24 protein-coding genes are annotated in these 26872 nt (G+C 58.6%); 15 read left to right on the top strand and 9 right to left on the bottom strand.

Annotated features, from left to right (window positions below; all coding sequences use genetic code 11):
• Nucleotides 1-514: 514 nt before the first annotated feature.
• The 13 genes from AC1RL5_RS18460 to AC1RL5_RS18400 all read left to right on the top strand — a co-directional run bounded on the left by AC1RL5_RS18460 (nucleotide 515) and on the right by AC1RL5_RS18400 (nucleotide 13646).
• Nucleotides 515-1495, top strand: a complete 981-nt coding sequence (locus AC1RL5_RS18460) for an integrase domain-containing protein (protein ID WP_492589503.1) — start codon at nucleotides 515-517, stop codon at nucleotides 1493-1495.
• The gene (locus AC1RL5_RS18455) at nucleotides 1492-1767 is read left to right on the top strand and encodes a hypothetical protein (protein ID WP_492589502.1); all 276 of its coding nucleotides are present in this window, start codon (nucleotides 1492-1494) and stop codon (nucleotides 1765-1767) included. The genes AC1RL5_RS18460 and AC1RL5_RS18455 overlap by 4 nt, the downstream gene beginning before the upstream one ends.
• A 552-nt stretch (nucleotides 1768-2319) precedes the next feature.
• A complete protein-coding gene (locus AC1RL5_RS18450) occupies nucleotides 2320-3750 on the top strand; it encodes an SIR2 family protein (protein ID WP_492589501.1) in 1431 nt (476 codons plus the stop codon).
• A gap of 1 nt (nucleotide 3751) precedes the next feature.
• Nucleotides 3752-4234 carry a TIR domain-containing protein gene (locus tag AC1RL5_RS18445; protein WP_286836842.1) on the top strand — a complete coding sequence of 161 codons (483 nt, stop codon included), beginning with the start codon at nucleotides 3752-3754 and terminating at the stop codon, nucleotides 4232-4234.
• 148 nt (nucleotides 4235-4382) lie between these two features.
• Nucleotides 4383-5354, top strand: coding sequence for a hypothetical protein (locus tag AC1RL5_RS18440; protein WP_492589500.1), 972 nt, complete (start codon nucleotides 4383-4385; stop codon nucleotides 5352-5354).
• Between the two features lie 262 nt (nucleotides 5355-5616).
• Entirely contained in the window at nucleotides 5617-6531 is a 915-nt protein-coding gene (locus AC1RL5_RS18435; RefSeq protein WP_492589499.1) for a toll/interleukin-1 receptor domain-containing protein, read from the top strand.
• Nucleotides 6532-7109: 578 nt separating this feature from the next.
• Nucleotides 7110-8093, top strand: a complete 984-nt coding sequence (locus AC1RL5_RS18430; RefSeq protein WP_011058701.1) for a helix-turn-helix domain-containing protein — start codon at nucleotides 7110-7112, stop codon at nucleotides 8091-8093.
• Nucleotides 8094-8254: 161 nt separating this feature from the next.
• The gene (locus AC1RL5_RS18425) at nucleotides 8255-9289 is read left to right on the top strand and encodes a DUF1254 domain-containing protein (RefSeq protein ID WP_093407193.1); all 1035 of its coding nucleotides are present in this window, start codon (nucleotides 8255-8257) and stop codon (nucleotides 9287-9289) included.
• A gap of 213 nt (nucleotides 9290-9502) precedes the next feature.
• Nucleotides 9503-10354 carry a MipA/OmpV family protein gene (locus AC1RL5_RS18420; protein ID WP_492589498.1) on the top strand — a complete coding sequence of 284 codons (852 nt, stop codon included), beginning with the start codon at nucleotides 9503-9505 and terminating at the stop codon, nucleotides 10352-10354.
• Between the two features lie 35 nt (nucleotides 10355-10389).
• Nucleotides 10390-11217, top strand: a complete 828-nt coding sequence (locus AC1RL5_RS18415; protein ID WP_492589496.1) for an acid phosphatase — start codon at nucleotides 10390-10392, stop codon at nucleotides 11215-11217.
• A 13-nt stretch (nucleotides 11218-11230) separates the two neighbouring features.
• Nucleotides 11231-12025 (top strand): hypothetical protein, encoded by a 795-nt coding sequence (locus AC1RL5_RS18410; protein WP_492589494.1) that lies wholly within the window; start codon nucleotides 11231-11233, stop codon nucleotides 12023-12025.
• Nucleotides 12026-12104: 79 nt separating this feature from the next.
• Nucleotides 12105-12491 carry a c-type cytochrome gene (locus AC1RL5_RS18405; RefSeq protein ID WP_011058696.1) on the top strand — a complete coding sequence of 129 codons (387 nt, stop codon included), beginning with the start codon at nucleotides 12105-12107 and terminating at the stop codon, nucleotides 12489-12491.
• Nucleotides 12492-12515: 24 nt separating this feature from the next.
• Nucleotides 12516-13646 carry a lysozyme inhibitor LprI family protein gene (locus AC1RL5_RS18400; protein WP_492589492.1) on the top strand — a complete coding sequence of 377 codons (1131 nt, stop codon included), beginning with the start codon at nucleotides 12516-12518 and terminating at the stop codon, nucleotides 13644-13646.
• Between the two features lie 72 nt (nucleotides 13647-13718).
• Here the strand turns inward: AC1RL5_RS18400 and AC1RL5_RS18395 are convergent, their stop codons facing one another.
• A complete protein-coding gene (locus AC1RL5_RS18395) occupies nucleotides 13719-14414 on the bottom strand; it encodes a tetratricopeptide repeat protein (protein ID WP_011058694.1) in 696 nt (231 codons plus the stop codon).
• 5 nt (nucleotides 14415-14419) lie between these two features.
• Nucleotides 14420-15085 carry a hypothetical protein gene (locus AC1RL5_RS18390; RefSeq protein ID WP_232643933.1) on the bottom strand — a complete coding sequence of 222 codons (666 nt, stop codon included), beginning with the start codon at nucleotides 15083-15085 and terminating at the stop codon, nucleotides 14420-14422.
• A gap of 136 nt (nucleotides 15086-15221) precedes the next feature.
• Between AC1RL5_RS18390 and AC1RL5_RS18385 the strand changes: the two genes are divergently transcribed.
• Entirely contained in the window at nucleotides 15222-16070 is an 849-nt protein-coding gene (locus tag AC1RL5_RS18385; protein WP_041774032.1) for a hypothetical protein, read from the top strand.
• An 80-nt stretch (nucleotides 16071-16150) separates the two neighbouring features.
• Here the strand turns inward: AC1RL5_RS18385 and AC1RL5_RS18380 are convergent, their stop codons facing one another.
• From AC1RL5_RS18380 to AC1RL5_RS18370, 3 genes are all read right to left on the bottom strand, one after another.
• Nucleotides 16151-17434, bottom strand: coding sequence for an OprD family porin (locus tag AC1RL5_RS18380; RefSeq protein WP_072443798.1), 1284 nt, complete (start codon nucleotides 17432-17434; stop codon nucleotides 16151-16153).
• 238 nt (nucleotides 17435-17672) lie between these two features.
• Nucleotides 17673-18062, bottom strand: coding sequence for a nuclear transport factor 2 family protein (locus AC1RL5_RS18375; RefSeq protein ID WP_093407216.1), 390 nt, complete (start codon nucleotides 18060-18062; stop codon nucleotides 17673-17675).
• A gap of 27 nt (nucleotides 18063-18089) precedes the next feature.
• Nucleotides 18090-18785 carry a DsbA family protein gene (locus AC1RL5_RS18370; protein ID WP_093407220.1) on the bottom strand — a complete coding sequence of 232 codons (696 nt, stop codon included), beginning with the start codon at nucleotides 18783-18785 and terminating at the stop codon, nucleotides 18090-18092.
• A gap of 262 nt (nucleotides 18786-19047) precedes the next feature.
• On the opposite strand from AC1RL5_RS18370, the gene AC1RL5_RS18365 reads away from it, so the two are divergent.
• Nucleotides 19048-21147: a TonB-dependent receptor gene (locus AC1RL5_RS18365; protein ID WP_207239919.1), complete on the top strand. Its 2100-nt coding sequence runs from the start codon at nucleotides 19048-19050 to the stop codon at nucleotides 21145-21147.
• A gap of 82 nt (nucleotides 21148-21229) precedes the next feature.
• On the opposite strand, the gene AC1RL5_RS18360 is transcribed toward AC1RL5_RS18365, so the two are convergent.
• From AC1RL5_RS18360 to AC1RL5_RS18345, 4 genes are all read right to left on the bottom strand, one after another.
• Nucleotides 21230-21430, bottom strand: coding sequence for a hypothetical protein (locus AC1RL5_RS18360; RefSeq protein ID WP_011058687.1), 201 nt, complete (start codon nucleotides 21428-21430; stop codon nucleotides 21230-21232).
• A gap of 244 nt (nucleotides 21431-21674) precedes the next feature.
• Nucleotides 21675-22781 carry an agmatine deiminase gene (aguA, locus tag AC1RL5_RS18355; RefSeq protein WP_011058686.1) on the bottom strand — a complete coding sequence of 369 codons (1107 nt, stop codon included), beginning with the start codon at nucleotides 22779-22781 and terminating at the stop codon, nucleotides 21675-21677.
• Nucleotides 22782-22786: 5 nt separating this feature from the next.
• Complete coding sequence (aguB, locus tag AC1RL5_RS18350; protein WP_011058685.1) at nucleotides 22787-23665, bottom strand: N-carbamoylputrescine amidase; 879 nt, start codon at nucleotides 23663-23665, stop codon at nucleotides 22787-22789.
• 265 nt (nucleotides 23666-23930) lie between these two features.
• Nucleotides 23931-26849, bottom strand: a complete 2919-nt coding sequence (locus AC1RL5_RS18345) for an aminotransferase (RefSeq protein WP_207239918.1) — start codon at nucleotides 26847-26849, stop codon at nucleotides 23931-23933.
• Between the last annotated feature and the right edge of the window lie 23 nt (nucleotides 26850-26872).

Here is a 26872-nt window from a genome sequence, read left to right as displayed (position 1 = left end):
CATAGCTGCCCTGAAGCAACCTATCCGCTTGGCCATTCCTTGCGCCAACCTGCGCCCGTCTCTTTCTCCTGGAAAGAGACGGGCGCTCCTACCACTGCTGCAGGCCACCTCGTACAAGGCTTTGCGGCATTCCCCCTCGTGACAATCGGCGTGACAAACACCGAAGTCACCAGCAACAGCGATGCAGATGATGGTGCCGCAGCCCAGGGAACGGACTGCACCTGACTGACAGTCAGGCATGCCCCGGTCATCGCTTCACTGCGTTCACCTGACTCAGGATCTCGCGGCGCCGGTCTCGTCAGCCAGTGCAGCCTCCACCCGCCCACGTCATCTGAAGTGTTCAGGAGGCCAGGTCATGAGGTGCCCAAGCTCCCGGTCGTAAAGAGCCGTCAGTCCCGCGTCAGTGGACACCCTCACAGGTCGCAGGGGCCTCGATCCCTGATAACACTCAGCATTCTTGGCGGGATGACGTGAGGAAGGTTTTAAAAATTTTGGCTTCGAGAGGAGTTTGATCATGGCATTGGTAGGTAGACGGGATGGACGAAATTTTGGCTGTGGCCGACAACTGAGTTATGCCGGGCCGCAGGCGCTACGTGATCTGTTTGGCGGCGGGCATTACGCGACGGTCAAAGCACACAGTGATCGTTGGCTGGCGTTTGTACGCTGGTGTCGGTCGGAGGATGGCCCGGGAATTAATGACGCACGGCAGATTGATCGGCAGACCTTGCTAGATTACGCGGAGCATCTGCGTCACCTGGTTGAGCGCAGCGATCTCGCCATCGCCACTGCGCAAAACCGATTGTCCAGCGTCAATCGGACCCTGGCAGCGCTTCGCGGTGATCAGTATGTGAAAGTACCGAGTCCGAGCAAGGCGCTAGGAATGCGGCGCACCAGTGTTCGTCGTTCGGCGCCGCAAGGCCAAGACCGCGAACATGTGAAGAGGGTCGTAGAGGTGCTTTGCGCACACCAGCAGCCGCGTGCCGCGGCCATCGCTCAATTAGCGCGAGCCACCGGCATGCGCTTACGTGAGGCCATTTTGGCCGACCTACCACGTCTAAAACGTGAGGCCGAACAGTACGGAAAGATCAACATCCAGGATGGCACCAAAGGTGGCCGCTCAGGTGCATCGGCACCTCGCTGGATTACGGCAGATGATCATATTCGTGATGCACTGAGGTTTGCCGAACAGATCTCGCCCGACGGTAGCCGCAACCTGCTTGCACCGAACGAAAGCTACCTCGATTTTCAACAGCGAATCGTGCGCCCCGCAAGGGATATCCTACATACGCTTAACCTCAAAGGCTTTCACGACTTGCGGGCGGCCTATGCGTGCGAACGCTATGAACAAATCACTCATTATCCCGCGCCCGTCAACGGTGGCCGTAACTACCAACTCGATCGACGCCTCGATCAGGCAGCCCGAGTACAAATCAGCGATGAACTCGGACACGGCCGTATGGATGTGATATCGGCTTACATTGGGGGGCGAGCATGAGCAAGCCATTCGATATGGCGCTGTTCCTGGCGGGCGCCCTGACTGGGTCACATGCAACACGCCAACGTCACCTTCGTCAGGCGAAGACTATCCAAACAGCTATAGCTGAGCGCTGGCAACGCGACAATCCATGGACTTGGCAGAGAAAACACCTTGAGTGGTTTTTGAATCACCACCTAAACCAGCGCACTGAATCGACGCGCTATTACTACTTGCTGACCACGCAATTACTCACCCATCGCCTCGGAAAATCCTGGCAGCTCATCCGCTAAGCGAAGGTCAGAAAACGGCACAGGCAGAGGGCTAAGAATAGATCTGCCCTTTTCTTCGTCCCCTTTTCTTCCAAAAATAGATCTGAGAATCATCCGGCCGGCCTCCCCACCTCCTTGTGGTGGAGAGGCTGGCCAGATTTTTCAGAGTACGTGTTCCTCGTCTTACAATTTGAGGTAGATCATTAGCCTTTCTTTAGTCTAGGTACCTATTCGAGCAGCCCAGACGCGGATAGCATAGTGCCACCCACTGGCTTGCTGCTGGTTGCGACAAGGACGTCAATGTGTACATTTTTACCGCTTCCCAGTCTTCGGAATTTTTTTTGTCTGCCATGCAGAACAACGCATAGAACCGCGTAAGCCTCAACTTACTGTTGATTTTTTTCAGGCAGACAAAAGCCAATAAAACTTAGCCCGATAAGTTTAAGCATATTTAACACTATTAGCGCGCAAAAGATTAAAACCCCGCACACCCAAACACATCACACAAAAGATTGTCGAGTCAGCGCTGTGATGAAAACTTAAACCCAGTCAACTTTCAACAACGAGAACAACATGGCTTTCGATCACGAAATTGAGGCCTTCATAAAAGAGTTTGTGAAGGATATTGCCGAAAAGAACGTTGCTATCTTTGCTGGCGCAGGGATGTCAAAAAGTTCAGGTTATGTAGATTGGAAAGAACTACTAAGGGACATCGCGGACGAACTTGGTTTAAAAATTGATGATGAACACGACTTAATTTCACTTGCGCAATACCATGTAAATCACCGAGCCAGCAAGGCAGGAATAACCAAAAAAATCCTTGAGGAGTTTTCCGAACAAGCTGAAAGCTCGATCAACCATAAAATACTTGCAAGACTCCCAATACCTACATATTGGACAACAAATTATGACACATTGATCGAAGACAGCCTTAAAGAAGCACTTAAAGTTGTTGATATAAAGCATGAAGTGGATCAGTTAGCGAACACTAAACCTAAACGAGATGTTGTCGTTTACAAGATGCATGGAGATGCAAGCTCTCCTTCCAAGGCAATAATTGCAAAGGAGCAGTATGAAGAATACTACAAGACACATGAGCAGTTCATCACAGCTCTGAGCGGCGATTTAATATCAAAGACATTTCTTTTTATCGGCTTCAGCTTCACCGATCCAAACTTAGACTATGTTTTAAGCAGGCTTCGTACCAGCAGCAACAAACAACATTACTGCTTCATGAAACGTGAAAGTCGACTTAGCAATGACTGCGACGAAACATTTAAATATAAAACCCGAAAACAAGAACTTAAAATAAACGACCTGAAAAGATATAAAATTCAGACGGTACTCGTAGACGAATACGAAACCATAACAGAGATACTTAAGGAGATAGAAATACGTTTCAGAAAGAAAACTATATTCATATCAGGAAGTGCCGAGGAATATGGCGACTGGCAAAGATCTGAAGCGCAATCTTTTATTCACGAACTAAGCAAAAAGCTCATCATCAGTAATTTACGAATTGTAAATGGTTTTGGATGGGGAGTCGGGAGCGCAGTAATAAACGGTGCGCTTGAGGCAATCTACTCTGCCCCTGAAAAATTCTCAGAAGACCAATTGATTGTTAGGCCTTTCCCACAATTTGAGACTAACAACAAAAATCTCGCCGACCTATGGGAAGATTATCGCCAAAGAATGATCGCGCTGTCGGGGATCGCACTCTTCATTTTCGGAAATAAAAAAAGTGATAACGGCACTATCATTCCAGCAAATGGCGTAATGCGAGAGTTTGAGATTGCGATTGGTAATGGCGTCATCCCGATCCCTATCGGAGCAACAGGATATATGGCAAAAATCATAACTTCACAACTGGAAGAAAATCCGACTAAATATTTCGGAACAAACACTTGGATTTATCCGTTAATAAAGGAACTAAACGACGAAAAACTTACACAACATGAAATAATCAAAAAAACCATTAACATCATCCAACGCCTAGGAAAATAAAATGGCCAAGACGAAAGTTTTTTATAGTTTCCACTTTGACAATGACGTAATGAGAACCCAACTAGTGCGTAACATTGGCGCATTAGAAAGCAATCAGCCTGTAGAAGCCAACGATTGGGAGACTGTTAAAAAGAAAGGAGACAAAGCTATTGAAGATTGGATCGATAGCAAAATGAAAGACTGTGACTGCGTGGTTGTTCTAGTGGGTGAAAAAACTTCTGAACGGCCTTGGGTCAAGCATGAGATCAAAAAAGCATGGAATGACAAAAAAGGTTTGCTCGCGATACATGTAAACGATCTCAAGGACCCTAACGACGGAGTTGGTAAAAAAGGAAAAAACCCTCTCGATCACTTTACATACAAACGGAATGGCGTATCCAAAACACCTCCTTGTATCACCCCAAAAGCTTCAGATGCTTATAACGATATTAAAAATAACATAGAAAGTTGGATTTCAGATGCAATCAAGATCAGTAAAGGCTGAATCATAGGTGACAACGCGGGAATAGGGGTTAGACCACGTTTTCAGTTAAATAACGAAAACCATGGTCTGACCCCGTTTTTTTTGTGACCACGTTTTTTACGTTTTTACACGTGAACTTTTATGGATGTTAATTTTGAACTTAGAGTCAATGAACGATGGGATTGAAGATTTTATTGGATTCTACGATGAGAAAGGCTTTTGGGTTGAGGAATTGATTGATTTTGATGACCAAGTCGAGCGTAAAAAACTTAGAGGTATAATTCCGGAACCCGTCATCTGGCATCACACGGGAAAATTCTCTGCGGCTGTATGCATTGATGGAATGATGCTCCTTCGAATGACAGAACTTGCCAAAACAAGACCGCCAATGAGTGATCCAGACCAAATAAATCAGGCCGTTCAATGGTGGGACGAGCATATGGATTATGCAAATGTAATGCAGTTATTTATAGAGTCAGAGTCTATAAAATGCCTGGACTCCGGTGAAATTTCTTTTTCCGCAGTTTCAATTGCAAACACTTGTCGAGTAGGGTTCTGGGGAGGCATACCTGTACGAAAAAGCCATTCAAATAATATATCTCTAATGGCAGCAAGATGTACATCTCTAGTAATGGATGGGGCACACGTGACCCATCACGACATTGGAACATGGTCGAACTTTACCAAAGTTAAAAAAACCACCATAAGCGCTGCCCTACAACAATTTGAGAAAGCCGTTGATGATCCTGTATTGATTAAACGTCTTGCGTTCATCGCTAGGGCCAAATCTGCATACCAAAATCACGATTTTAGAGGTTCATTTACAATGCTTTGGTTTGTGATCGAGTCTGTAGCTAAAGAGCTATGGCTACTAAAAGTAAAAGGTAAAAAAGCCAAAAAACCTACAATATATGAAATCCTGATTGACCTAGAAAAGGACAGTATCATTAGCTCTGCTCAATACGGAGCTATAGATGATCTCCGAGATCGTGTACGAAATGTGCTGATGCACCAGCCCGTCACAGCCGTCTGCCTGCCTGATGATTGCTTTAAGGCTGCTGATTCAGCGATGCAGTTGCTGAGAAACAAGATAACAACACCGGATATTACTCTTAAATGGAATTTCGGAGTCCAGTTTTGATTATCTAGAGTGCCCTCTACAACGACCTCCATCCACTAGGATCAAGACTAATTCGGGGACAGGACATGGTTCCTGGCTCAAATAAATATATAGACGCTAAATCAATCGTGGTCTATCCCTGTTTTTTCCGTACTTATGGCCCAAGCAAGGCTGTACAAGGTGGCGAGTAGTTTATAGACTGGCAGCGTGAAACTGACGGTGATATTTGAGCCGTTCATCCTAAAAATCATTTATAACTTTATTTCTCATAGGAGTGTAGCGTATGAAGACTAAGCTTTTTATCTCGTACGCTTGGACATCGGGCGCTCACCGTGAATGGGTTAGGCTATTAGCAACTCAATTACGATTGCTCGGTTATACGGTGCAGATTGATAGTGCCGTGGAATACGGAGCTAGCTTAAGCGGTTTCATGCGAGAAGTTACGGAAGCTGATCGGGTACTGCTGATTATCGACGAGAATTATGTTGAACGTGCAGACCAACATCCCGGGTCAGGAGTCGGTATCGAAAACCAGTGGATCAGGAGCGTATTTGAAGAACAACCGGTCTCTTGGCTTTCAGTTCTTTTCGTGAATAACCCTCGGTTTAGTTTGCCTGCCTGGTTAATTGATCGGGGACCCAAGGGGTTCAACTTCAACTCAAAGCCGGACCTGAATAACTTCCCTGGGATTGAACAGATGGACGATCTCTGGCGATGGATAGAGGGGTTGCCAGCCGACAAAGCGCATGCGCTCTCGGCAGCAGTGTTACTTGAACGTATGGCGCGGATTGAGCGAATCGATGCGATGCGCGATCCAGCAAACTATGCAAACCCGGCACTGAAAGACCGGATCACTTTTCCCTACAAAGACCACAAACACTACACATTGGGTCACGGGGAGTACGAGTTCAAAGTAGAGTTCAGCGATCGAGGTAGTGATGGGGTCTACGTATACATCGATAGTGACCTCAAGGCTGTCGGACTGGTCACGACTTCCGATTTCGATCCGCGCACCGTTGAGACTTTTTTGAGACAAGGGCGATTCGTAGAGCCAGTCGTGGGACAAAGCGTTGTAATGATGAATTTAATAGGGGCTTTGTGCATCATGAAGATCGAAGGAGTGCAGCTTGAGGTCAATGCTGCGGTACACGTTCCCTCAGCGGTAACTTTCAGCTATGAAATCCTAACGGGGCGATAAGCGGTATCACCTCGTCGGCGACCTACTCATGACGCGAGTCGACGCAGCCATCTGCTCCATGCCTATCTGGTTCCGTTTCGGGCCGCTTGCTGCCGCTGCCCCCGAGAGCCGGGCCCCAACCATGCATGCGCGAGAGACTGCCCCATATGGGAGGCATGGTGATTTTTTTCGATCCAGGTTTGTCTTTCCTCGCGTCTGTGACCGACCGGGCGGATGCTTGAGGATAGTTTTCGGGATACACGACCGAACCTTTAAAAAGGAAACCATTATTATTCATGTTGTTATGGTAATTTTCGACTCCTGGTGCCGCACCATACAAAACAAAGCCCTCGCAGCGATGCGAGGGCTTTGTTGTTTCCAGGGTCAAACAATCCTCTCCCGATGCCTTCAGCACCTTGCTGGACCCGGTATCGCCGCGCTTCAGCCCCCTCACCCTTCTTCGCAAGTCCCACAAGCACAATGTCCTTCGTGTTTAATGCACATCGCCAGCACGACTCCGGCAGGTGTTTTGCGCTAGTGTTTCCTGCGGACTCGGACGTTCTTCACGTGCACGGCCTTTGAACCAGGTGCAACCGCTCATGACCCATGCAACGCCCTCCATCAAACTCAGCACGCTTCAGCAAATAGCGCCCTACCTGAGCATGCGCGGGGTGTCGCCGCTGGAGTTCTTCCGGCGTTACGGGATTTCCCCGCAGGTTTTTCAATACCCGGATGCCTGGGTGCCGCGAGCGACCTGTTTTCACATCGCCAATGAAATGGCCGCGGTCGCACAGGACCCCTTCGCGGGTGCAACGGTGGGGCACTTGATCGAAGTACGCTCACTCGGCGCCTGGGGCGGGTTGATCCTGGGTTCGACCAACCTTGCCCAGGCGTGCGCAGTGGCGGCGATCCATACGGACTTACTGCATCAAGGAAGTGACGTAAGAATCGTTACCGAAGGCCGTACGACGAAGCTGATCCAGCAATTCACCGGGCAGCACGGGGCTGATCCGAAACAGGTCATTCTCGGCACTCTGGCGCTGCTGAGGAAAGTGCCGCTCATGTCCGGCGAGCCTTGCGCCATACGGGTGCATCTGCAAAACCCGCGGGAGCGAGGAGATGAGGCGCTGGAGGAGTACCTGGGGCCGAATCTGCACATGAACGCGAAGCACAACATGATCGAATTCGACCGTGAGCTGCTCGACACCCCTCTGCAACCTGCCCGGGATGACGCCTGGAAAGTCACCGAGGCCTTGAAGTCGACCGCGCAAGCCGCCGGTGTGCTGATCGAACGGATCGCGGATCAGGATCGATCCAAACTTACCGCTATTTCAAGAAACATCGGCTTGTCTTCCCGAACGCTACAGCGGCGCCTCAAGTACTGCGGCATCGACTTCGAAGACCTGCGTGACGAGACCCGTCGCAGCGAAGCACTGCAATTGATTGCCAGCGGCAAATACACCGCGACCGAGATTGCCTACATGGTGGGCTACAGTGATCAGGCGCACTTTACCCGAGCCTTCAAGCGCTGGACCGGAAGTTCGCCGTCGCGCTACCGCTCGCTCTTGAAAGATGATCGTTAACCTCTTCGCCTGACCCTCCCGCCCCACTATCGGGCGCCTTCAAATAACCCACTTCGCGGTACTTGCCTGTTGTGCTTTTGGCACCAAATGGCAAGTTTCAAGCAGGGTGTTCTTATAAAGTCTGAAAAGGTAATGCCCACTTAAAAGAGCTAGAGGTTTACATGCCCGATTCATCCACGGCCTGCATCGTCGCCCTGACGCTGGCCACTTTTGCCAGTGCACACGCTCAGTCATCCGCTGATGCGCCGGTGCGGGTAAATGTCGATAACTTTGCTCGCGCCGAGTCCGACCTCTACATGGGCAAGAGTGTGAAGAGTGGAGGCTTGGGGCGGTTTGTTCACAGCCGCGAAGCGGTTGCCATCGACGCTCAGGATGTCATCCGCATGAACAGGGACACGCTTTACTCGTCAGCGGTGTTCGATCTCGATGCCGGCCCGGTGACTGTCACCTTGCCTGAAGCCGGTGAGAGGTTCATGTCGATGCAAGTGGTCAACGAAGATCACTACGTGCCGGCAGTCATTTATGGGCCCGGTCCCCATACGCTGGCGAAAGAGGACATCGGCACACGCTATGTATTTGTCGCTATCCGCCTGTTCTTCGACCCCACGAATCGCAAAGACCTCGAGCAGGTGCATGCGCTGCAGGACGCCATCCAGGTCAGTCAGGCCAGGCACGGGGAGTTCGTGGTTCCGAAGTGGGATCAGGCGAGCCAGAAAAAAGTGCGTGATGCCCTGGCTGTTCTGGGTTCGACCCTTCCCGACTACAACCAGTCCTTTGGCCCGAAAGGCAGGGTCGATCCGGTGCGCCACCTGATCGGAACCGCAACGGGCTGGGGCGGCAACCCGAGCAGGGACGCCATCTACCTCGGAGCAGTATTGCCGCACAACGATGGAAAAACCGTCTACCGGCTCAAGGTTGAACAGGTACCGGTCAAGAGTTTCTGGTCTGTGAGTGTTTACAACGCCGACGGGTACTTTCAGAAAAACCCCTATGACGCCTATTCGCTGAACAACCTCACTGCCAAGAAAAGTGCCGATGGTTCAATTGTCATCCAGTTCGGGGGGTGCGAGGCCAAGGTCGTCAATTGCCTGGTTACGACACCCGGCTGGAACTACACCGTCAGGCTCTATCGACCGAGTAACGAAATACTCAGTGGCCAATGGCGTTTTCCAACGCCCGAGCCCGTCGATTTGTAAATTCGAGTATTCGAGCAAGTGCAAGTTTGTCGAAACGACGGACTCCTGCCATCGGTACTTGTAAACGCACTGGAGCGATCCATGAGGCCAGCGCTTGCGCCGGGGGTTTACCGGCCTGCACTCGCCTCGGATACCAGCACCTGCAAGTTGAATAGTGGTGATCAACTCAGCAATGGCTCTGCACTACAGAGTTCACCCCCAAGGAAATGAACAATGACACTCAAGGATCATTCACATTCTTTCAGGTCTCCCGTGGTGTTCTCCCTAAGTGCAGCCCTTGCATTGATGCTAGTGCCGCCTGCCCAGGCTGCCCCGGCCGATTCAGGCGGCACGCCATCGGTGACGGTAGGCGGTGGCTTGGCTGTTGGCCCGTTGTACCAGGGCGCTTCCCACTACGCCGCCTTCCCGTCACTGAAGCTCAAGGCGGTCATGCCGACCCAGGACTGGGGCACCTTTACCGCAGCCTTTCCGGAAGGGCTGCGGTGGGATCTGCCGGGGCTGGCGCCTTTCGGCGTGGCCCTGCTGGTGGGTTATGACCCGGGGCGCAAGGAACGCATTCACACCCTGGACGGCCGTGATGACTACCTGCGGGGCATGGGCAACCTGGACAGCACCGCCCTGGTGGGGGCGGAAGCGTACTGGATCCTGCCCGCCGGCCGCTTGTTCGTACGCGGCCTGCAATCGAGCCAGAGGCGCAATTACGGTGGCGAAAGCCTGGGCCGTACGACGTACCTGGAAGCCGGGGTCGCCACCACCTACCCGCTGTCTTCGACCTTGACCCTGGACTCGACGCTGTACGGCACCTGGAGCAACGAGAACGACATGATGGCCCGCTTCGGCGTCACCGCCCAGCAAGCCGCACGCACCCGGTTCGATGAATACCACCCCGGTGGCGGGATGCGCGACGTGTCCTTGAAACTGGGCCTGACCTGGCAATGGCAGCCACAGCTGGCGCTGGAAGGTGGCATCAAGACCTACGCCCTGGTCTCCGACGCCCGTGACAGCCCGCTGACGGGGGAAAAGGTCGGTGCCGGAGCCTATCTGGACGCCTTGTACCGGTTCTGATCAGCCGTGGTCATGGATAGAAAAGAGAACGCACGATGAAAAAAATACCTGAACCCTTCGCGGTGACACTGTCCCTGGCCGGCCTGCTCTGGTCGGCATGGGCGCTGGCCGAGGACGCCGCCACGAAGGTCACCGACCCGCACTTCAAGCTGGCGCCAGGCTACCTTGAACCGGCTGACGTGCCTGTACGCCTGGCCTTGCTCGGAGCCCCGCCAAAACCAGGCTCCGCGGCCCTCGCGCGGGATGAAGAAGCACGGCGTGCGGCGCTGGCGCTGCGTGGCTCGAGCCGGGAGAAACTCGCGGCAACCGATGCAGAACTGTCATTCCCCGGCCCGGCGAAAACCTTCTCTTGCGCGCTGGGCACGCAGATCAGCGAAAAGAGCACCCCCCATCTATACACCTTGATGCAGCGCACCCTGACGGATGCGGGGGGCTCCACCTACGCCGGAAAGAATGCCTACAACCGTACACGCCCCTTCGTGGTGCACGACGAAGGCACGTGCCGCAAGGACATGGAGCCACTGCTGCGCACGGATGGCTCCTGGCCCTCCGGCCACTCCGCCGCGGGTTGGGCCTGGGGCCTGGTCCTGGCCGAGATCAGCCCGGCCCGCGCCACCGAACTGATGACCCGTGGCCTGGCATACGGCCAGAGCCGGGTCATCTGCGACGCCCACTGGCAGAGCGACGTGGACGCTGGCCGCATCATGGGGGCCGCGACGGTGGCCAGCCTGCATGGCAATCCGGCATTCCTCGCCGACCTGGCGGCCGCGAAGGAGGAGGTCAAGGCCGCGCAGCAGGCCGGCCTGAAGCCTGCCGAGGACTGCGCAGCCGAAGGCGTGGCTCTTGGGCTGACCCAGCACTGATCGGAGAAACAGCATGATCCACCGTGACCATCCGCACTCACCGTTGCGGCACCGGCGTACCCGCCTGGCGCTGCTGCTGGGCGCCTTGACGACCGCCGAAACCAGCCTGCCGCCCGTGGCCATGGCGGCAGACGACGATGGCTGGCGGTTCAACGGCGGCCCGTACGTGTGGGGCGCCGGGATCCGCGGGCACGTAGGCCACCGCAGCACAGGGACCCAGTTCATCAAGTCCGACTTCTCGGACATCGCGCGCAGTGTCGACATGTCGGTGATGCTGATGGGCGAAGCGCGGCGCGGCCCCTACAGCGTGCTCGCCGACCTGATGTACATCGACACCGACACCCGCAACCGGCTGCCAGCCGGAGCGCTGGCGTCCAAGCTTGAGGTGCAGAGCAAGACCGCCTCGGGTTTCCTGGGGGGCGGCTACCAGGTGCTGGGGGATGACGATCATCGCCTGGACATCGCCGGCGGCGTGCGCGTCTGGTACAGCAGCACCAGCATCACCCTGCACGGTGGGCCGGCCGGAGGCCTGTCGGGCTCGGACAAGGCCACCTGGGCCGACGCGATGGCGGGGTTGCGCGGGCACTACGCCGTGAACGAGCGGTTCTGGCTCTCCGCCTGGGGCATGGCGGGCGCCGGGCAGTCCCGGGAAGACTGGGACCTGGCCGCACTGGCGGGCTGGGAGTTCCTGCCGGGCTTTTCGGCGGTGGCCGGCTACCGGGCCATGGGGGTCGATTATCGCCATGACGGGTTTGTCTACGACATCGTCCAGAAGGGCCCGCTGCTGGGTATCAGTGGGCGCTTCTGAGCCTTGTATCGCAAGGCTCCCCCCAGGCATGCGCTTCATGCTCCAATAGCCGCCGATTCCAGCTGCACGCAGGCCGCCCATGAAGCCCATCGCCGTATCGATCCTGACCCTGTTGCTCCACTCCCTGCTATTCAGCGCCCCGGCCCTGGCCGGTGATGCCGAAGCCGGCGCCAAGCTGTTCAAGCGCCTGTGCAGCGGCTGCCATAACATCGGGCCTTCGGTACGCAGTTCCTTCGGGCCGCAGCTCAATGGCATCATCGACCGCCCCGCCGGCAGCGCCGCGGACTACCAGTACTCGACGGCCATGAAGTCCTCGGGCATTGTCTGGAGCCGGGACAAGCTCATCCAGTACCTGGAAGACCCCAAGGCCGTGGTGCCCGGTACCCGGATGATTTTCTGGGGGCTGAGCGATGAGGAAAAAATCGATAATCTGCTGGCCTATCTGCAGACGTTCCAGACCCCCTGACCCGTTTTCGACAAGGATGTGTTGATGAAGCTCCCTTTGCTCTCGCTGGCGGCCATGAGCCTCGCCCTGGGCGCGCTGACGCCCGATCTGCAGGCCGCCGGCTTCGACTGCGCCAAGGCCTCGACCCAAGTGGAAAAGACTGTCTGCGCCACGCCGACGCTGTCCGCCAAGGACGAGGAGATGACCCGCCGCTACCAGGCGCTGAAGCACTTGCAGGTGTTCCGCCTGCTGCAAGGCCATTGGTTGAAGAACACCCGCAATACCTGCCCCGACACCGATTGCCTGGAGTCGGTCTACCGGGCCCAGGTGAAAATGCTCACGTCGCTGCCGATTCCTCCCGAGCCCGCCCCGAACGCACTGCGCCCACTGGCTCCCGGCGAGGCGTACCTGGTCTATGACCCGGACGACTGGCAGAACTTCACCCTGGCCACCTTCAACAGTACCCTGCCCCAGGGCGACCAGCAGATCGTCGATGCCCAGGTGATAGCCGGGGTGCTGCATGTGGTGCTGTTTGTCGGGCGCTATCAGCAGGGCAAGCCGGTGTATGTCGGCACCCTGTATGAGTACGCCGATGACCAGCCGGGGCTGCATCCCATCGCCCAGGACATCGCCTTCGCCGGCTGGGCCAATCCCGGGGCCAACGACCAGGGGCCGCGCTATGCCGGGATAGTCGATGGCCAGTTCTACTACCGCGGGCAGCTGGCGGGCCAGTTGCAGCAAAGCATGGTCTACCGCCTGGGTTCGCGCAGCGCGCCCGCCAGCACCCAGCAGGTGTTCCAGGTTGGCTCCAACACCTTCATGCACGCCCGGGCGCGGGTGGAGCAGGACCTCAATCGCGACAGCAGCCAGCTGTCCCTGAACTATGACCGCGCCAACGCGGGCAGCCATTCGGAGAACATCACCGAGCAGAAACAGCCCGATGCCGGATGGGCCATCGTCAACCCGACCTGGAGCACCACGCGCCCGGTGCTGTACTTCGATAACCAAGGGCCCCGGGCCTGTATCTGGCGGGTCGATATGCGGGGCAAGGAGTTGTCGAAGATAGTCACCGATCACGACGCAATGTCGGCCCGGCCGGTGGATATCCATGGCCGTGAAGCGGTGGTCTACCTGCAGGGCAACCAGCTGAAGTTCGCCATCAATCCGGACGACTGACGAACAGCGTTCGCGGATAAAAAAAGGCTCGCGATCCGGCGAGCCTTTTTTATTGCATCAACCACGCTGCATTCAAGGCAGCTTGATCTTGTACTCGGCCAGCTTGGCCTGGTGCTGCGGCTCGACGTACTTCTGGTTCACCAGCTTGGCGAACTGGGCAAAGTCGGCGCGGGCGTCGTCGGTCTGGCCCAGTTTGTCGTAGGCCAGGCCGCGGTGGTAGAAGGCCCAGGCATAGTCGGGCTGCTTCAACAGGCCGGTGCTGTAGGCTTCCGCGGCCTCGCGATAGCGACCCAGGTCGTACAGCGTCTGGCCCAGGTGGTAGTAGGTCGGCATGTTGAAACCGCTGCCCTTGCCCGCCTCGCCCAGGTTGTTGTCAAGGTTGGACTGCACCAGCTCCAGGGCCTTTTGCGGGTTGCCCGCTTCGCGATACAGACGGCTCAGGTCCAGCACCGCCCGAGCATCGGGCTTGGGGCCCAGCTCGATGGATTTTTCCTTGGCGGCGATGGCTTCCGGGTAACGCTTGAAGCTGGCGTAGGCATCGGATTTGAGCCAGTACACCAGGCTCTGCATGGGCTGGCTCAGCTGGTTCTTCTCAAGGCACAGGTCGGCCTCTTGCAGCACCACGTCGAATTTTTCGGCCTTGGAAGCCTGGCCCACCATGCGGCAATGGGCGTAGTTGATCTGGTCCTGGCTCTGCAGGCTGGCGCAGCCAGTCACAGCAAGGGCACACACAAGCAGGAGCGACCCGCGTACAGACAATGAAGGCATGTTTTTCAATCCAGCAGATGGGCGTTGAGGTCTGGGCGATACACCTGCAGCAACGGCGCGGTGACCGTACCCTGCAAGCTGCAGAAGATCGTGGTGCGTCCGGCAATCGGTGCGTGGGTGGTACCGATGTCGATGCTCAGGATGCGTTCGACATAACCGAACGGCGTAGCCACGCCACCGCCCGCCAGGCCTTCGGTGCGCCACTGGTCGATGGGGTCGCCGACCCGGCGGATCTCCACCCGGCTCATGGCGCTGCGGTCTGCCTTCAGGCGGCTGTTGTCCACCAGCAGCGGCTTGAGCGCCGCGGCCACGTCCTTGGGCTGGCCCTCGGCGACAAAGCCCCAGAACAGCAGGTTGCCCACCGACTTCAGCGACTGGGCTTCGTTGTAGTAGCCCACCAGGCGCACGCCATTGACCAGCAGCGGCTGTTCGAAGGCCTGGTAGCGCCCGCCCTCCTGCAAAGGGTTCATGACCTTGGGCGCGCTTACCGCACCGTACCGGGCCAGGCTCAAGGTGCCGGTCGGCAGTCGGGCGGTATTCAGGTTCTGGAAGAACTGCGCATCGCAGCGGGAGAAGTCGCTCAGCAACTGCTCGGGCGCAGTCGCTTGCTGGCCGTGGGCGATGCTGGCGACGCTCAGCAGGCACAGGCCGGATAGCAGGGTACGGAACATCGAAATCATCCGTGACGAGACAGGGGGGTGGACTGTAACAAGATTGATATGCGCCAACCACTCGCTGAAAATCCCGGCGCCCCGCGACTTGGCCATTCATGCCCTAGCTTTCCCTGCCCCAAGGACCCCCTATCAAATGGAACTCTCGGAACGACTGCTGAATATCCTCAAAAACAACCCCAGCTGGATCGGGCGGGTGTATGAGTCATTCATCATTTCCGCGATCAAGGAATTCGAGCGCAACAATCCGCCGGCCCATAGCCCCGACTTTGATCCAAAGACCAACCAGCGGCCTTACGGATACCGGCACAACAAGCTGTTCGACCCGGCCAGTGAAGACAATGGCGAAACCGATGTGGCGGATATCTATTTTGGCTACCCACAACCGCTGCTGGATGCGTGCAAGATCACCACAGATCCGTTGGTAGAGGACCAGAGCTGGTTCTGCCGGACAACCTGGAACGGCTGGGCAGTGGAGGTCAAAACCAAGCGCGTCGACAAAACAGATAGGCCGCTGCATCACCTGGCCTTTGCCGGGGAACTGAACACCGCACTGCCCGTGGCGCGCAAGACAGCCTGGATGCAGACCCGCAACGGCGAGGAATTGATCAGCAACCAGCTCAAGCGCCGCTGGGCAGACCTGTACGTCTACATCCTCTACCAACTCGATGACGGGCTTCCCGACTTCACGGGCGCCACCGGCACTTACATCCTGGTGATCCCGACGCTCCTCTTGAATGAAGCCTTGAGAGACACAAGTGAAGACGCAGAAACCATACAGCTGAACAAACTCATGAAGATTCTGGACCTTCATCACCTGCGCTACTTCACCCACCTGACGCAAAACATTCCGGGAAAAATGCTCCAGCTCGCCAGTGAACAGTGGCAAGCAATGTTTGCCTACAAGCGTGAAGGCGACGCCTTGAAACGACAGTGGTACGAAAACACCTACCTGCCCTCGCAGGCAAAACCCCAGAAACAATAACCCGGACATGAAAAAGCCCCAAACCAGTCGGGGCTTTTCGTGTGGCAACCACCTGGTATCAGGGGGTGATCAGGCGTTCATCAGAACACGTTGATCGGGTAGTCGACGAACACACGCAGTTCGTTGCCACCTTTGTTGTACTCATACGACTTCTGCGACACACGCAGAACCGAGCTGCGCACTTTGACGCTCAGGTCCTTGGCCGGGCCGCTCTGCACTACGTACTTGAGCTGGTTGAAGATTTCTCGCTCGCTGCCACCAGTGCTGTTGACGGTGGTGATGTTGTCGCCACGCACGTAGGCCACGTTGTAGGTCAGGCCCGGTACGCCGAAGGCGCCGAAGTCCAGACCGTAGCCCAGTTGCCAGCTGCGTTCGTCTTCGGCGTTGAAGTCGGACCAGTAGGAGTTGGCCAGGTAGATGGTGTTGCCGCCATCACCCACATAGCCGGACTTCTGATAACCGCCATAGGCGTAGCCCAAGTGGCTGTCGCCGGTGCTGCGCTGATGGGCGACGGTGAACGAGTGCGGGCCAGTGGCGAAGGTCGCCGCCAGGCTCCAGATCTTGTTGTCCTGGCCGCCGGCGTTGAGGTCCTTGGCGAAGGATTTGTCCAGCTTGGTGCGGTAACCGTTGAAGTCCAGGGTCAGGGACTGGTCGGTGGCCAGTGGGAACACGTAGTTGAGGTTCACGTATTGTTTCTTCAGCACGTCTTCGACGTCGGATGCGTACAGCGCGCCCTTGAACTGTTCGGTGAACTGGTAGCTACCGCCCAATACGTTGATCGACTTCAGGCCACCACTGTCACGGCCTTCGGCGCTCTTGCGCGATTCGGCGGTGAAGTGACCGGCGTTCAGCTCCAGGCCCTTGATCTCCTTGGAGGTGATCAGGGTACCGGTGTAGCTTTCCGGCAGCAGGCGCGAGTTGTCGTAGTTCAGCACCGGCAGGGCCGGCATCTGGTCACCGTAGGTCAGCACAGTGTTGGAGAAACGGAACTTGACTGCAGCACCGGCCTTGGCCAGGTCGTCTGCAGCGCTACCGCTGTCACCCTGCTTGAAGAAGTCGATGCCGCCGGCACCGCTGCGACCCTTGCCGCCGTCCAGGCGCAGTGCGTACAGGCCGAAGGCGTCAACGCCCACGCCCACGGTGCCTTGGGTAAAACCGGAAGAAAAGGTGCCGATGGCAGCCTGGCCCCACTCGGCCTTGTCCTTGTTACGGTCTTTATAGTCACGGTTGATGTAGGCGTTGCGCAGCAGCACTTTCAGGCTGCTGTCTTCAACAAAACCCTTGGCGTCGGCCTGGCCGTCGGCCATGGCCTGTGTAGCGCTCAAAATCCCCAGTGCAATCAAGCAGATCCGCTGTTTAAACATTTTATTTTCCTTATTACGGTTTGGTGACGCGCTGTGAGCTCCGCGGCTATGGCGATTGAACGCTCTTCTACCGTTGAAACAAAAAAGCCCGACCGCGGGTGAGCACGGTGGGCCTTTTATTATTCTGAAATATGGCTCCTGGCCACAGGCGTTGGGGCGAATCCTATCTGCGCCTTTAACAACGTGTCAATTTCGTGAATCGTCTTTGAATAGCTGAAAATATTCTAAGAACTGCGGGCTAGAGCATTGCCAGCTGCACACTGTGACTGTCCACGAATTGTTCGAAGTGGGTGACCTTGCCATCTTTAAGTGTCCACAAGTGAGCCACCCGTACATCGATCGGTTTGCCCGAGGCCTTGTAGACGCCCTGGTAATTGCCATAGGCGAACACCTTGTCGCCCTGGGCCACATAGTTCTCGACCTTGAAGGTGAAGTCCTGCCATTCCGAGCCCAGGCGCTTGAAGACGTGCTCCAGCACCGCCTCGAATCCTACATAGGTGCCGGCATAGGGAAAGCCTGCCGCCTCGGTCCAGCGGGCATCGGGGGCCAGGGCCGCTGCGGTGTTGCGCGCATTTTCCTGGGAGTTGGCACCTTCGTAGGTGCTCTTGATCAACGCTAGGTTATCCATGGGTGACTCCACGCAGGTCAGGTGAGTTCAGGGTGTGCAACCGTCCAGGCCACAGGCCTGGACCACGCCATCGTGAGGGCCGCTATCGGCGCCCAGGGAGGTCTTCAGCCAGTCGGCGAAGGCCTCGGGTTTGCCCAGCCAGGGGCTGATGTCGAGCAACTGGTAACGACCATCGCGCTCCAGCACCAGGGTCGGGAAGCCTTGCCCGCCGACCTTGGCCAACAGGGCCCGGCTGGCCTTTATATGGTTGTCCAGTTCATGGGCCCCCGCCTGGTCGAAGGCCGCCTCGAAGGCGGCCGGGGCAAACCCCTGGGCCTGCGCCAGCTCCAGCAGCACCTGCCGGTCGGCGATCCTGCGCCCTTCCAGATAATGCGCCGTCTGCAACCGGCCCAGAAATTCCAGGCCCCGCCCTTCCATAGCCTGGGCCGCCAGTACGGCAGCAATCGGCGGCGCCGAGTCGAAGGTGGCCGTCTCATCCCGCAGCAGGCCCTCGAAATAGGCCTGGCCAAAAGGCTGCCCGGTGTACTCGGCGATCCGCCGGTCATGGGGCATGACGTAATCGCGTAGTTGCGGCGAGACCGGCTGGCGGTTGCGCCCGGTCATCATGCCGCCGGCATGGGCCACCACCGGCACCACCGCCTGGGCGGCCTGCACCAGCGGCTTGGCACCGTAGCACCAGCCGCACAGGGGATCATAAATATAGTGAAGGGTGGCCAAGGACATATCTGGGCTCCAGCAAGGTCTTGAAAATTCGATGTCACGCAGACTAGGCCGCGCGCGCCAAGGGAAAAACCTCGAATTGGCTTTTAGTCTGTTGCTGTAACCGGTCGAATCCGTCTGTTTAGCTTCAGTATGCGAACCGATACCCGAAAGATACATTCAGAAACAAATAGCCTGGGGAACTTATTAGGGAATATTTAACATCTGTTAATGACAAGCATTACCATTCGCACCCTCGAATTTCCCCTTCTCGGATGCGTTTCAGATGCCTGCCCATTTCCGCCTCATGCCCCTGTCCCTGGGTCTTTGCACCCTGCTGGCCAGCGGTTTTGCCTGCGCTGCCAGCACTACCCTGCCGATGACCTCCATCAGTGCCGAGGCCGAAGCCGACCCCGATGACCCTCGCGTCAAGGAAGTCAGCACTGCAACCCGTACCTCGACCCCGGCGCGCTACGTGCCCCAGGCCATCGACACAATCAAGACCGCCAACGTGCTGGACTACGGCGTCAACGACCTGGGCAGCGCCCTGAGTGGCATTCCCAACGTCAGCAGCGGCTCGGACACGCGCTTCGACAGCCTGCGGATCCGCGGCTTCGATGCCAGTAACGACTTCTACCTGGACGGCATTCGCGACGACAGCCAATACGTGCGCGACCTGCACAACATCGAGCGCATCGAAGTGCTCAAGGGCCCGGCAGCAGTGCTCTACGGCCGTGGCAGCCAGGGCGGGATCATCAACCGGGTGAGCAAGCTGCCGGAATTCGGCCGCCGCTCCAGCGTCGAAGTCCAGGGCGGCAGCCAGGACCTGCGCAGCCTGTATGCCGATCTCAGCGCCGACCCGACAGAGAACATCAGCCTGCGCCTGAACCTGGGCAACGAGGACCGAAACAGTTTCCGCAAAGGCGTCAGCGGCAACCGCCAATTGTTCGCCCCGTCCATGAGCTGGCAACTGACCCCGGACCTGAACTGGCTGGTGCAGTATGAATACAGCCGCTACAACCGCACCCCGGACCGCGGCATCCCCGGGGTCAATGGACGCCCGGCGGACGTCAGCCGCGACACCACCTACGGCGATCACCGCGACTACATCGACGACAAGTCCCAGTCCCTGCGCTCCAAGCTGAGCTACGAGCTCAGCGAGAACTGGCAACTGCGCCACACCCTGGGGGTATTCAAGCTCGACAGCGACTTCGACAACACCTACCAGACCGGCTACAACGCCACGACCGGCAAGGTCCAACGCCAACGCTGGCAGCAGGACCTGAAGACCCGCAACGTCTACAACAACACCGAACTGGAGGGCCGTTTCGACACCTTCGGCCTGGAACATCGCCTGCTCACCGGCCTGGAGCTCGGCAGCCAGCGCCGCGACCCGGTCCTCTACAACGTCGCCACTTCCGGGCCGGGCAGCCAGGCGGTGCCCGCCGTCGACCTGTACAACCCCAACCCGTACCAGAGCCACACCGGCCGCATGCAGGTCTCCAGCAACAACCACACCGAGGTCGAAAGCCGAGCCCTCTATGTGCAGGACCAACTGCGCCTGAACGATCAATGGCAATTGCTCGCCGGCCTGCGCTACGACAACTTCGATGTGCAGACCAGCAACCGCAAGAACGGGCTCTCCGAAAGCCGCGAGAGCCATAGCGTCAGCCCGCGCCTGGGGGTGGTCTGGACGCCGCTGGAGCACCACTCGTTCTATGCCTCGTGGAGCAAGTCGTTCTCACCGGTGGGCGGCGGCCTGATCGGCATCACCCCGAACGCCGCCGGTAACGGCAACGACCTGAGCCCTGAGCTCACCCGGCAGAAGGAAGTCGGAGTCAAGAGCGACTGGCTGGGCGAACGCCTGAGCACCACCCTGGCGGTGTATGAGCTGGAGCTCTACAACCGTCGCACCTCCGATCCGCAGGACCGCAGCATCACCCTGCTCACCGGGCTGCAACGCTCCCGCGGCATCGAGCTGACGGGCACCGGCAAGATCGTCGGCAACTGGTACCTGCGCGGCGGCATCGGCCTGCAGGACGCCGTGGTGGTCAAGGACAACAACGGCTTCGAAGACAAGCGCGTGAACAACGTCGCCAAGCGCAATGGCAGCCTGTTCATCACCTGGAAGCCGGAACTGGGCTGGTACGCCGAGACCGGCCTGACCCTGGTCGGCGACCGCTTCGCCGATAGCAGCAACACCGTGGCGCTGCCCGGTTATGGCCGCTGGGACGCCCTGGCCGGTTACCGGCACAAGGACTGGGACGTACGCGCTGCGCTGAACAATATCGCCGACCGCGAGTACTACAGTTCCGCCACCAGCGCCTTCCAGATCCAGCCGGGCGACCCTCGCAGCCTGGTGGTCACCGGCAACTACCGCTTCTGACGCCCGGATGCCCGGCATCTGAATGCCAGGCAAAAAAAAAGCGCTGCCATCCCGGCAGCGCTTCGCACAATCCCTTGTTTGTCTATCCTTTCACCACATCCCACAACGCCTGCAGTTCCGCCTCGCTGAGCAATCCAGCGGGGTAACGCTCAATGATGATCCGGCGCGGATCAGGTTCCCTGATCTGACGCGTTCCATTGGACTTCAACCACTGGGCCAGCACCTGCAGCGACTCGTTATTCATTGCCAAGGGATGGGACGCCCGCTCGCTGACCATGTTCATTCCAGCGCTCTCCTGGTATCTGAGCGGCCTAACTTATCCAAGCTTTATGACAGAACAACACCGTTCTCCATGTCTCAGAATCACCCCAGGAGAGATACAAGAGCTATGCCAATGTGCCACCCGTGCCGATATACGGCCATGAAAAAGCCCGCGGCCTGTCTAGGCTGCGGGCTGGCTGGCGAAGCTCAGGCCATGGGCCGGGCCGGCACCGGCAAACAACCGGCATCGGCTGTTACAACGGCACTCAAATCCGCTGTGGCGCGGGCTGTTGCTGGGTAAGGCAGTGGATATTGCCGCCCCCCAGTAACAGTTCACGGCCCGGCACCATCACCACTTCGTGCTCGGGAAACAGCTGCTGCAGGATGGCCTTGGCCTGGGCGTCCATCGGGTCGTCAAAGCTGGGCGCGATGATCCCGCCATTGACGATCAGGAAGTTCACGTAGGAACCCGCCAGGCGCACCGAAGGGTTGCGCTCCTGGCTGCCCTCTACCGCGTCGACCCCGGCGCATTCCTCTTCGGTGGCGTACAAGGGGCCGGGAATCGGCATCTTGTGCACCTTGAAGGTGCGGCCCTTGGCGTCACGGGTGTTTTCCAGCACCTGCAGGGCGGCCTGGCAACGCGGGTAGTTCGGGTCCTGGGGGTCGTCGGTCCAGGCCAGCAGCACTTCGCCCGGGCGCACATAGCAGCAGAAGTTATCCACATGGCCGTCGGTTTCGTCGTTGTACAGGCCGTCCGGCAGCCAGACGATCTGCTCCACCGCTAGATGCTCGCGCAGTACCGCCTCGATCTCTTCGCGGGACAGGTGCGGGTTGCGGTTGTGGTTGAGCAGGCATTCCTCGGTGGTGATCAGGGTGCCTTCGCCATCGACGTGGATCGAGCCACCTTCGAGCACGAAGCCCTCGGTGCGGTACTCCTGGCAACGTTCGATTTCCAGCACCTTGCTGGCGACCTGCTCGTCACGATTCCAAGGCGAATACAGGCCGCCTTCGAAGCCGCCCCAGGCGTTGAAACCCCAGTGCACGCCGCGCACTTCGCCGCTGGCGTTGATGACGAAAGTCGGGCCGGTGTCGCGGACCCAGGCGTCGTCGCTGGACATTTCCACCACACGGATATTGGGCACGTCCAGGCGTGCCCGGGCGTTTTCATACTGGGCCGCGGACACCGCCACTGTCACCGGTTCAAAGCGCGCGATGGCCTTGGCCACCGCGGCATGGGCGGCCTGCGCCGGCTTGCCGCCCAGGCGCCAGTTGTCCGGGCGCTCGGGCCAGATCATCCAGGCCTGGGTCTGGGTCGCCCATTCGGCGGGCATGTAGAAACCGTCGGCGCGCGGCGTGCTGTGCAAAGTGCTCATAGTGTTCAGGACTCCAGGGAACCGTCGAGGGTTTTCAGCGCGCCATAGAGGTTCGGACGACGGTCACGGAAACTGCCCCAGGCGCTGCGGATGTGCTCGAGCTCGTCGAGGTCGAAGCTGTGCACAAGGATACCTTCTTCAGTTTGGTTGAGCTCCTGAACCTTCTCGCCGAACTGATTGGCGATGAAGGACGAGCCGTAGAAGGTGATGTCGTAGCCGTCCTGCTCTTCGTTGCCGATGCGGTTGCTGGCGATCAGCGGCATCAGGTTGGCCCCGGCATGGCCCTGCTGCACCCGCTGCCAGTGGTCGCGGGAGGAAATTGTCTGGTCGTGGGGCTCGCTGCCGATGGCGGTGGGGTAGAAGAGAATTTCCGCGCCTTGCAGGGCCATGCTGCGGGCGCACTCGGGGAACCACTGGTCCCAGCAGATGCCCACGCCGATCTTCGCGTAGCGGGTGTTCCATACCTTGAAGCCGGTATCGCCCGGGTTGAAGTAGTACTTTTCGTGGTAGCCGGGGCCATCCGGGATGTGGCTTTTCCGATAAATCCCGAGGTTGCTGCCATCGGCATCGATGATCGCGATGCTGTTGAAACGCGCCCGCCCGGCCAGCTCGTAGAAGCTGATGGGCAGCACCACTTGCAGCTCCCTGGCGACTTTCTGGAAGTGCGCGATGGCGGCGTTGCTGTCCACCGTGGTGGCCAGTTGCAGGTAATCCGGGTTGGGCTTCTGGCAGAAGTAAGGCGCCTCGAACAGTTCCTGGATCAGGATGATCTGCGCCCCCTTGGCCGCGGCTTCGCGCACCAGTTTCTCGGCGGTTTCGAGGTTGGCCTCAAGGTCCCAGGAACAGGCCATCTGGGTAGCGGCGACGGTAACGGTACGGCTCATGGATCAACTCCTGGGCAAGGCGAAGCGGTCGATGACAACGGACACAAGGCACCGGGCACGGCGAGGCCGGGCCTGGATATGGCCACTTTATATCCGATAAATATCGACTTTGAAAGCTGAAAAATCATTATTCACGATAAATTACCGACAAAAAGCCGATAACAATCGAACTATCAAGAAACGTATTCGCCGGCAAGCCGGCTCCTGCCAAGCGTTGCAGGAGCCGGCCGGCGAATGGAGGTCAACGCAAAGCAGAGCCCTGCGCCTACAGCTCTTCGCTCAACACCTTGGCCAGCATGTCGACGAAGAAATCCACGCTCTGGCGAGTCGTGACCATCGGCGGCTTGATCTTGAGGATGTTCAGGTGATCGCCGGTAGGTTGCATGAAAATCCCCAGCTCGCGCAGGCGTTCGCACAGCAGGGTGGTTTCCTCGGTGGCCGGTTCCAGGGTGGCGTGATCGCGGATCAGTTCCAGCCCCAGGTAGAAACCGGAACCATGCACCGCTCCCACCAGCGGGTGGTTTTCCTTGAGCGCCTCCAGCCGCTGCCGGAAGTGTTCACCGACCACCTGGGCGTTTTCCCAGAGTTTCTCTTCCTGCATCACGTCCAGCACCGCAATGCCGATGCGGCAACTGACCGGGCTGCCGCCGGACGAGGAGAAGAAATAGCCTTCGGCCTCCAGCGCTTCGGCGATTTCCCGCCGGGTGATCACCGCACCCAAGGGCTGGCCGTTGCCCATGCCCTTGGCCATGGTGATGATGTCCGGGGTCACGCCCTGCTCCTCGAAGCCCCAGAAGAACTGGCCCATGCGCCCGTAGCCGACCTGGATCTCGTCGGCGATGCACACCCCGCCCCGGGCCCGCACCCGCTCGTAGACCTGCTGCAGGTAGCCCGGTGGCAGCGAAATCCCTCCGGCGTTGCCATACACGGGTTCGCAGATGAAACCGGCCAGTTGGCGCTGCTGCTCATCCAGCTTGTGCAGTTGCTGGTCGACGCTGCGCAGGTAGTGCGGGGTGCTGTCCTGGCCGCGGAACTCGCCGCGATAGGTGTTGGGCGCGGTCACCGGGTGCACCCACTCCGGACGGCTGGTGAGCGCCTGGGGGTTGTCGGCGATGGAGGTGGACACTGCGTCAGCCGCCACCGACCAGCCGTGGTAGGCCTCCAGCACACTGAGCATGTCGCGCCCGCCGCTGTAGGCCCAGGCCAGGCGGATCGCCAGGTCATTGGCCTCGGTGCCGCTGTTGACCAGGAACACCCGATCCATGGAATCCGGTGCCAGGGCCAGCAGGCGCTCGGAGAACTCGGCGATCGCCGCATAGTGGAAACGCGAGTTGGTGTTGAGCAGCGACCATTGCCGCGCCGCTTCAGCGGCCATGCGCGGGTGACCGTGGCCCAGCACCGCGACATTGTTGAGCATGTCCAGGTAGGAACGCCCCTGCATGTCGATCAAGTGGTTGCGCCAGCCGCGCTCGATCCGCGGCGGATCGAGGTAATAGTGCTTCTGCGAGCGGGCAAAACTGGCGTCACGACGCTCCAGCAGGGTTTGCGGATCCAGTTCCGGTTCGGCATCGCAGGCCAGCCCCAGCAGCGCCGCCGGCGAGGGGCAAAGGGCTTGCCAGGCCGGGGCTCGGGACGGTGTACAAAACAGCGGCGGATCCAGTTCGGCAGCGCGACACAGCTGCACCTTGAGCCGACCATCCGCCGCCACGGCGCCCAGCACCTGGCCCTTGACCAGCGCCGCTCCCGGGTGCAGCGAAGGCTCGACGCCCCACAGGTGCACACTCAGGGTCGGGCCATCGAGGTGCAACAGGCCTTGCTCGCCGCGGTGCAGGACCCCGGCGAACGGCGCTTCCACAGCGGTGCCTGGCGGCACTTGCAGTTGTACATGCAAGGGGCAGGTCGAGGGTTCCTCGGCGCTATCGGGACGGGTCTGCGACAGGCGGTACTGTCCATAGCGGCTGGCCGCCAGGCCATGGGCGGCGCCGGCTTCGGCCAACAGGCGATCGTCGATCCCCGGCTGCTCCCAATTGCCCGCCTCGAAGTGCGGGCTGAGCACGCCCAGGTCGATCAGGGCGAATTCGCGCCCCACCAGGCTCGGCAACAGCGGGGCGAACCCCTCACCGCCGATGGCAGGCAGTGCGTGCCCGACAGCGGTGAGAATCGCCGCCTCCATGAACTCGAACGACACCGAGTTGGCGACCTGGAAAATCTCCCACTCGTGGCTCAGGTTGGCACGGCTGTAGGCATTGCCCGGGTCGATGCTGACCTGCTGCTCGCCACTGAGCACCAGCACCGCCGCCCGGGCCACGATCAGAGGCCAGAGCGCCAGCAGCTCCGCCCGTTGCAACGGGTTGACCTGATGGTAGGCCTGGATCGCCGGGAGGATGCGCAGCGGGTCGCCCTCGGCGTGATGCAGCAGCGCCGCGCAGGTCACCGACAGGTCGGTGATGCGCCAGGTGCGGATCAGGTCGCCGAAATCGATCACCCCCTGCACCTGCCAATGCCGTGCTTCATCCCGCTGCCAGACCACGTTGTCATCGGTGATGTCCATATGGATGGCCTGCACCGGCAGTTGCTCCAGCAGCGGATGCAAGCGGCGCTCGGCGCGTTGCGCGGCACTGGCGATCACCGCTCGTTGCTGCGGGTCGGCAATGACCGGCAGCAGATGCCCGATCAATGCCTGGGCATGCCGGGCGTCCCATTGCAGGGTGCGCTCCAGGCCCGGATGCTCGAAATCCGCCAGGGCCAGGTCCATCTGCCCGCACAGCCGGCCCAGGCCCGCCACCAGCTCACCGCCCAGGTGCGGCAGCTGGGTCAGGGAGCGGCCTTCTATATAGTCCAGCAGGCGCACGTGCAGCGCTTGCCCGGCGATCTCCAGGGACAGCAGGTCTGCGCCGTTTGTCGCCGGGATGACCCTGGGCACTCGCAGCTCCGGGTGCTGTTGCAGATGCTTGAGGCCGGCGTGCTGCGCCTGCAACTCCAGGACCGAGTAGTCGCCGCGGCAGATCTTCAGGACAAACCGCCCCTGGGGGCTGTCGACGCGATAGTTGAGGTCTTGCTGGCTGCCCAGCGAGTGCAGGGTACCGTGCAGGCCGTAGTGGCTTTCCAGCAACTCCAGCGCTTGCTGCGCTAAGACTTGCGGGCTGGGCAGACTGGCACGGTGGATCAAGGTGGCGAGCAACATACAACGACCCCTGGAATTGTTAT

It is taken from the genome of Pseudomonas sp. GW822-FHT06D10, assembly GCF_058799535.1.
Note: the sequence above shows the minus strand (reverse complement) of the source record. Positions and strands in the feature narration are given on the sequence as shown.

Excerpts from the sequence above, each read along its gene's own strand:
- AC1RL5_RS18460 (WP_492589503.1), top strand. The coding sequence starts at position 515 with ATGGCATTGGTAGGTAGACGGGATGGACGAAATTTTGGCTGTGGCCGA.
- AC1RL5_RS18455 (WP_492589502.1), top strand. The coding sequence starts at position 1,492 with ATGAGCAAGCCATTCGATATGGCGCTGTTCCTGGCGGGCGCCCTGACT.
- AC1RL5_RS18450 (WP_492589501.1), top strand. The coding sequence starts at position 2,320 with ATGGCTTTCGATCACGAAATTGAGGCCTTCATAAAAGAGTTTGTGAAG.
- AC1RL5_RS18445 (WP_286836842.1), top strand. The coding sequence starts at position 3,752 with ATGGCCAAGACGAAAGTTTTTTATAGTTTCCACTTTGACAATGACGTA.
- AC1RL5_RS18440 (WP_492589500.1), top strand. The coding sequence starts at position 4,383 with ATGAACGATGGGATTGAAGATTTTATTGGATTCTACGATGAGAAAGGC.
- AC1RL5_RS18435 (WP_492589499.1), top strand. The coding sequence starts at position 5,617 with ATGAAGACTAAGCTTTTTATCTCGTACGCTTGGACATCGGGCGCTCAC.
- AC1RL5_RS18430 (WP_011058701.1), top strand. The coding sequence starts at position 7,110 with ATGACCCATGCAACGCCCTCCATCAAACTCAGCACGCTTCAGCAAATA.
- AC1RL5_RS18425 (WP_093407193.1), top strand. The coding sequence starts at position 8,255 with ATGCCCGATTCATCCACGGCCTGCATCGTCGCCCTGACGCTGGCCACT.
- AC1RL5_RS18420 (WP_492589498.1), top strand. The coding sequence starts at position 9,503 with ATGACACTCAAGGATCATTCACATTCTTTCAGGTCTCCCGTGGTGTTC.
- AC1RL5_RS18415 (WP_492589496.1), top strand. The coding sequence starts at position 10,390 with ATGAAAAAAATACCTGAACCCTTCGCGGTGACACTGTCCCTGGCCGGC.
- AC1RL5_RS18410 (WP_492589494.1), top strand. The coding sequence starts at position 11,231 with ATGATCCACCGTGACCATCCGCACTCACCGTTGCGGCACCGGCGTACC.
- AC1RL5_RS18405 (WP_011058696.1), top strand. The coding sequence starts at position 12,105 with ATGAAGCCCATCGCCGTATCGATCCTGACCCTGTTGCTCCACTCCCTG.
- AC1RL5_RS18400 (WP_492589492.1), top strand. The coding sequence starts at position 12,516 with ATGAAGCTCCCTTTGCTCTCGCTGGCGGCCATGAGCCTCGCCCTGGGC.
- AC1RL5_RS18395 (WP_011058694.1), bottom strand. The coding sequence starts at position 14,414 with ATGCCTTCATTGTCTGTACGCGGGTCGCTCCTGCTTGTGTGTGCCCTT.
- AC1RL5_RS18390 (WP_232643933.1), bottom strand. The coding sequence starts at position 15,085 with ATGTTCCGTACCCTGCTATCCGGCCTGTGCCTGCTGAGCGTCGCCAGC.
- AC1RL5_RS18385 (WP_041774032.1), top strand. The coding sequence starts at position 15,222 with ATGGAACTCTCGGAACGACTGCTGAATATCCTCAAAAACAACCCCAGC.
- AC1RL5_RS18380 (WP_072443798.1), bottom strand. The coding sequence starts at position 17,434 with ATGTTTAAACAGCGGATCTGCTTGATTGCACTGGGGATTTTGAGCGCT.
- AC1RL5_RS18375 (WP_093407216.1), bottom strand. The coding sequence starts at position 18,062 with ATGGATAACCTAGCGTTGATCAAGAGCACCTACGAAGGTGCCAACTCC.
- AC1RL5_RS18370 (WP_093407220.1), bottom strand. The coding sequence starts at position 18,785 with ATGTCCTTGGCCACCCTTCACTATATTTATGATCCCCTGTGCGGCTGG.
- AC1RL5_RS18365 (WP_207239919.1), top strand. The coding sequence starts at position 19,048 with ATGCCTGCCCATTTCCGCCTCATGCCCCTGTCCCTGGGTCTTTGCACC.
- AC1RL5_RS18360 (WP_011058687.1), bottom strand. The coding sequence starts at position 21,430 with ATGAACATGGTCAGCGAGCGGGCGTCCCATCCCTTGGCAATGAATAAC.
- aguA (WP_011058686.1), bottom strand. The coding sequence starts at position 22,781 with ATGAGCACTTTGCACAGCACGCCGCGCGCCGACGGTTTCTACATGCCC.
- aguB (WP_011058685.1), bottom strand. The coding sequence starts at position 23,665 with ATGAGCCGTACCGTTACCGTCGCCGCTACCCAGATGGCCTGTTCCTGG.
- AC1RL5_RS18345 (WP_207239918.1), bottom strand. The coding sequence starts at position 26,849 with ATGTTGCTCGCCACCTTGATCCACCGTGCCAGTCTGCCCAGCCCGCAA.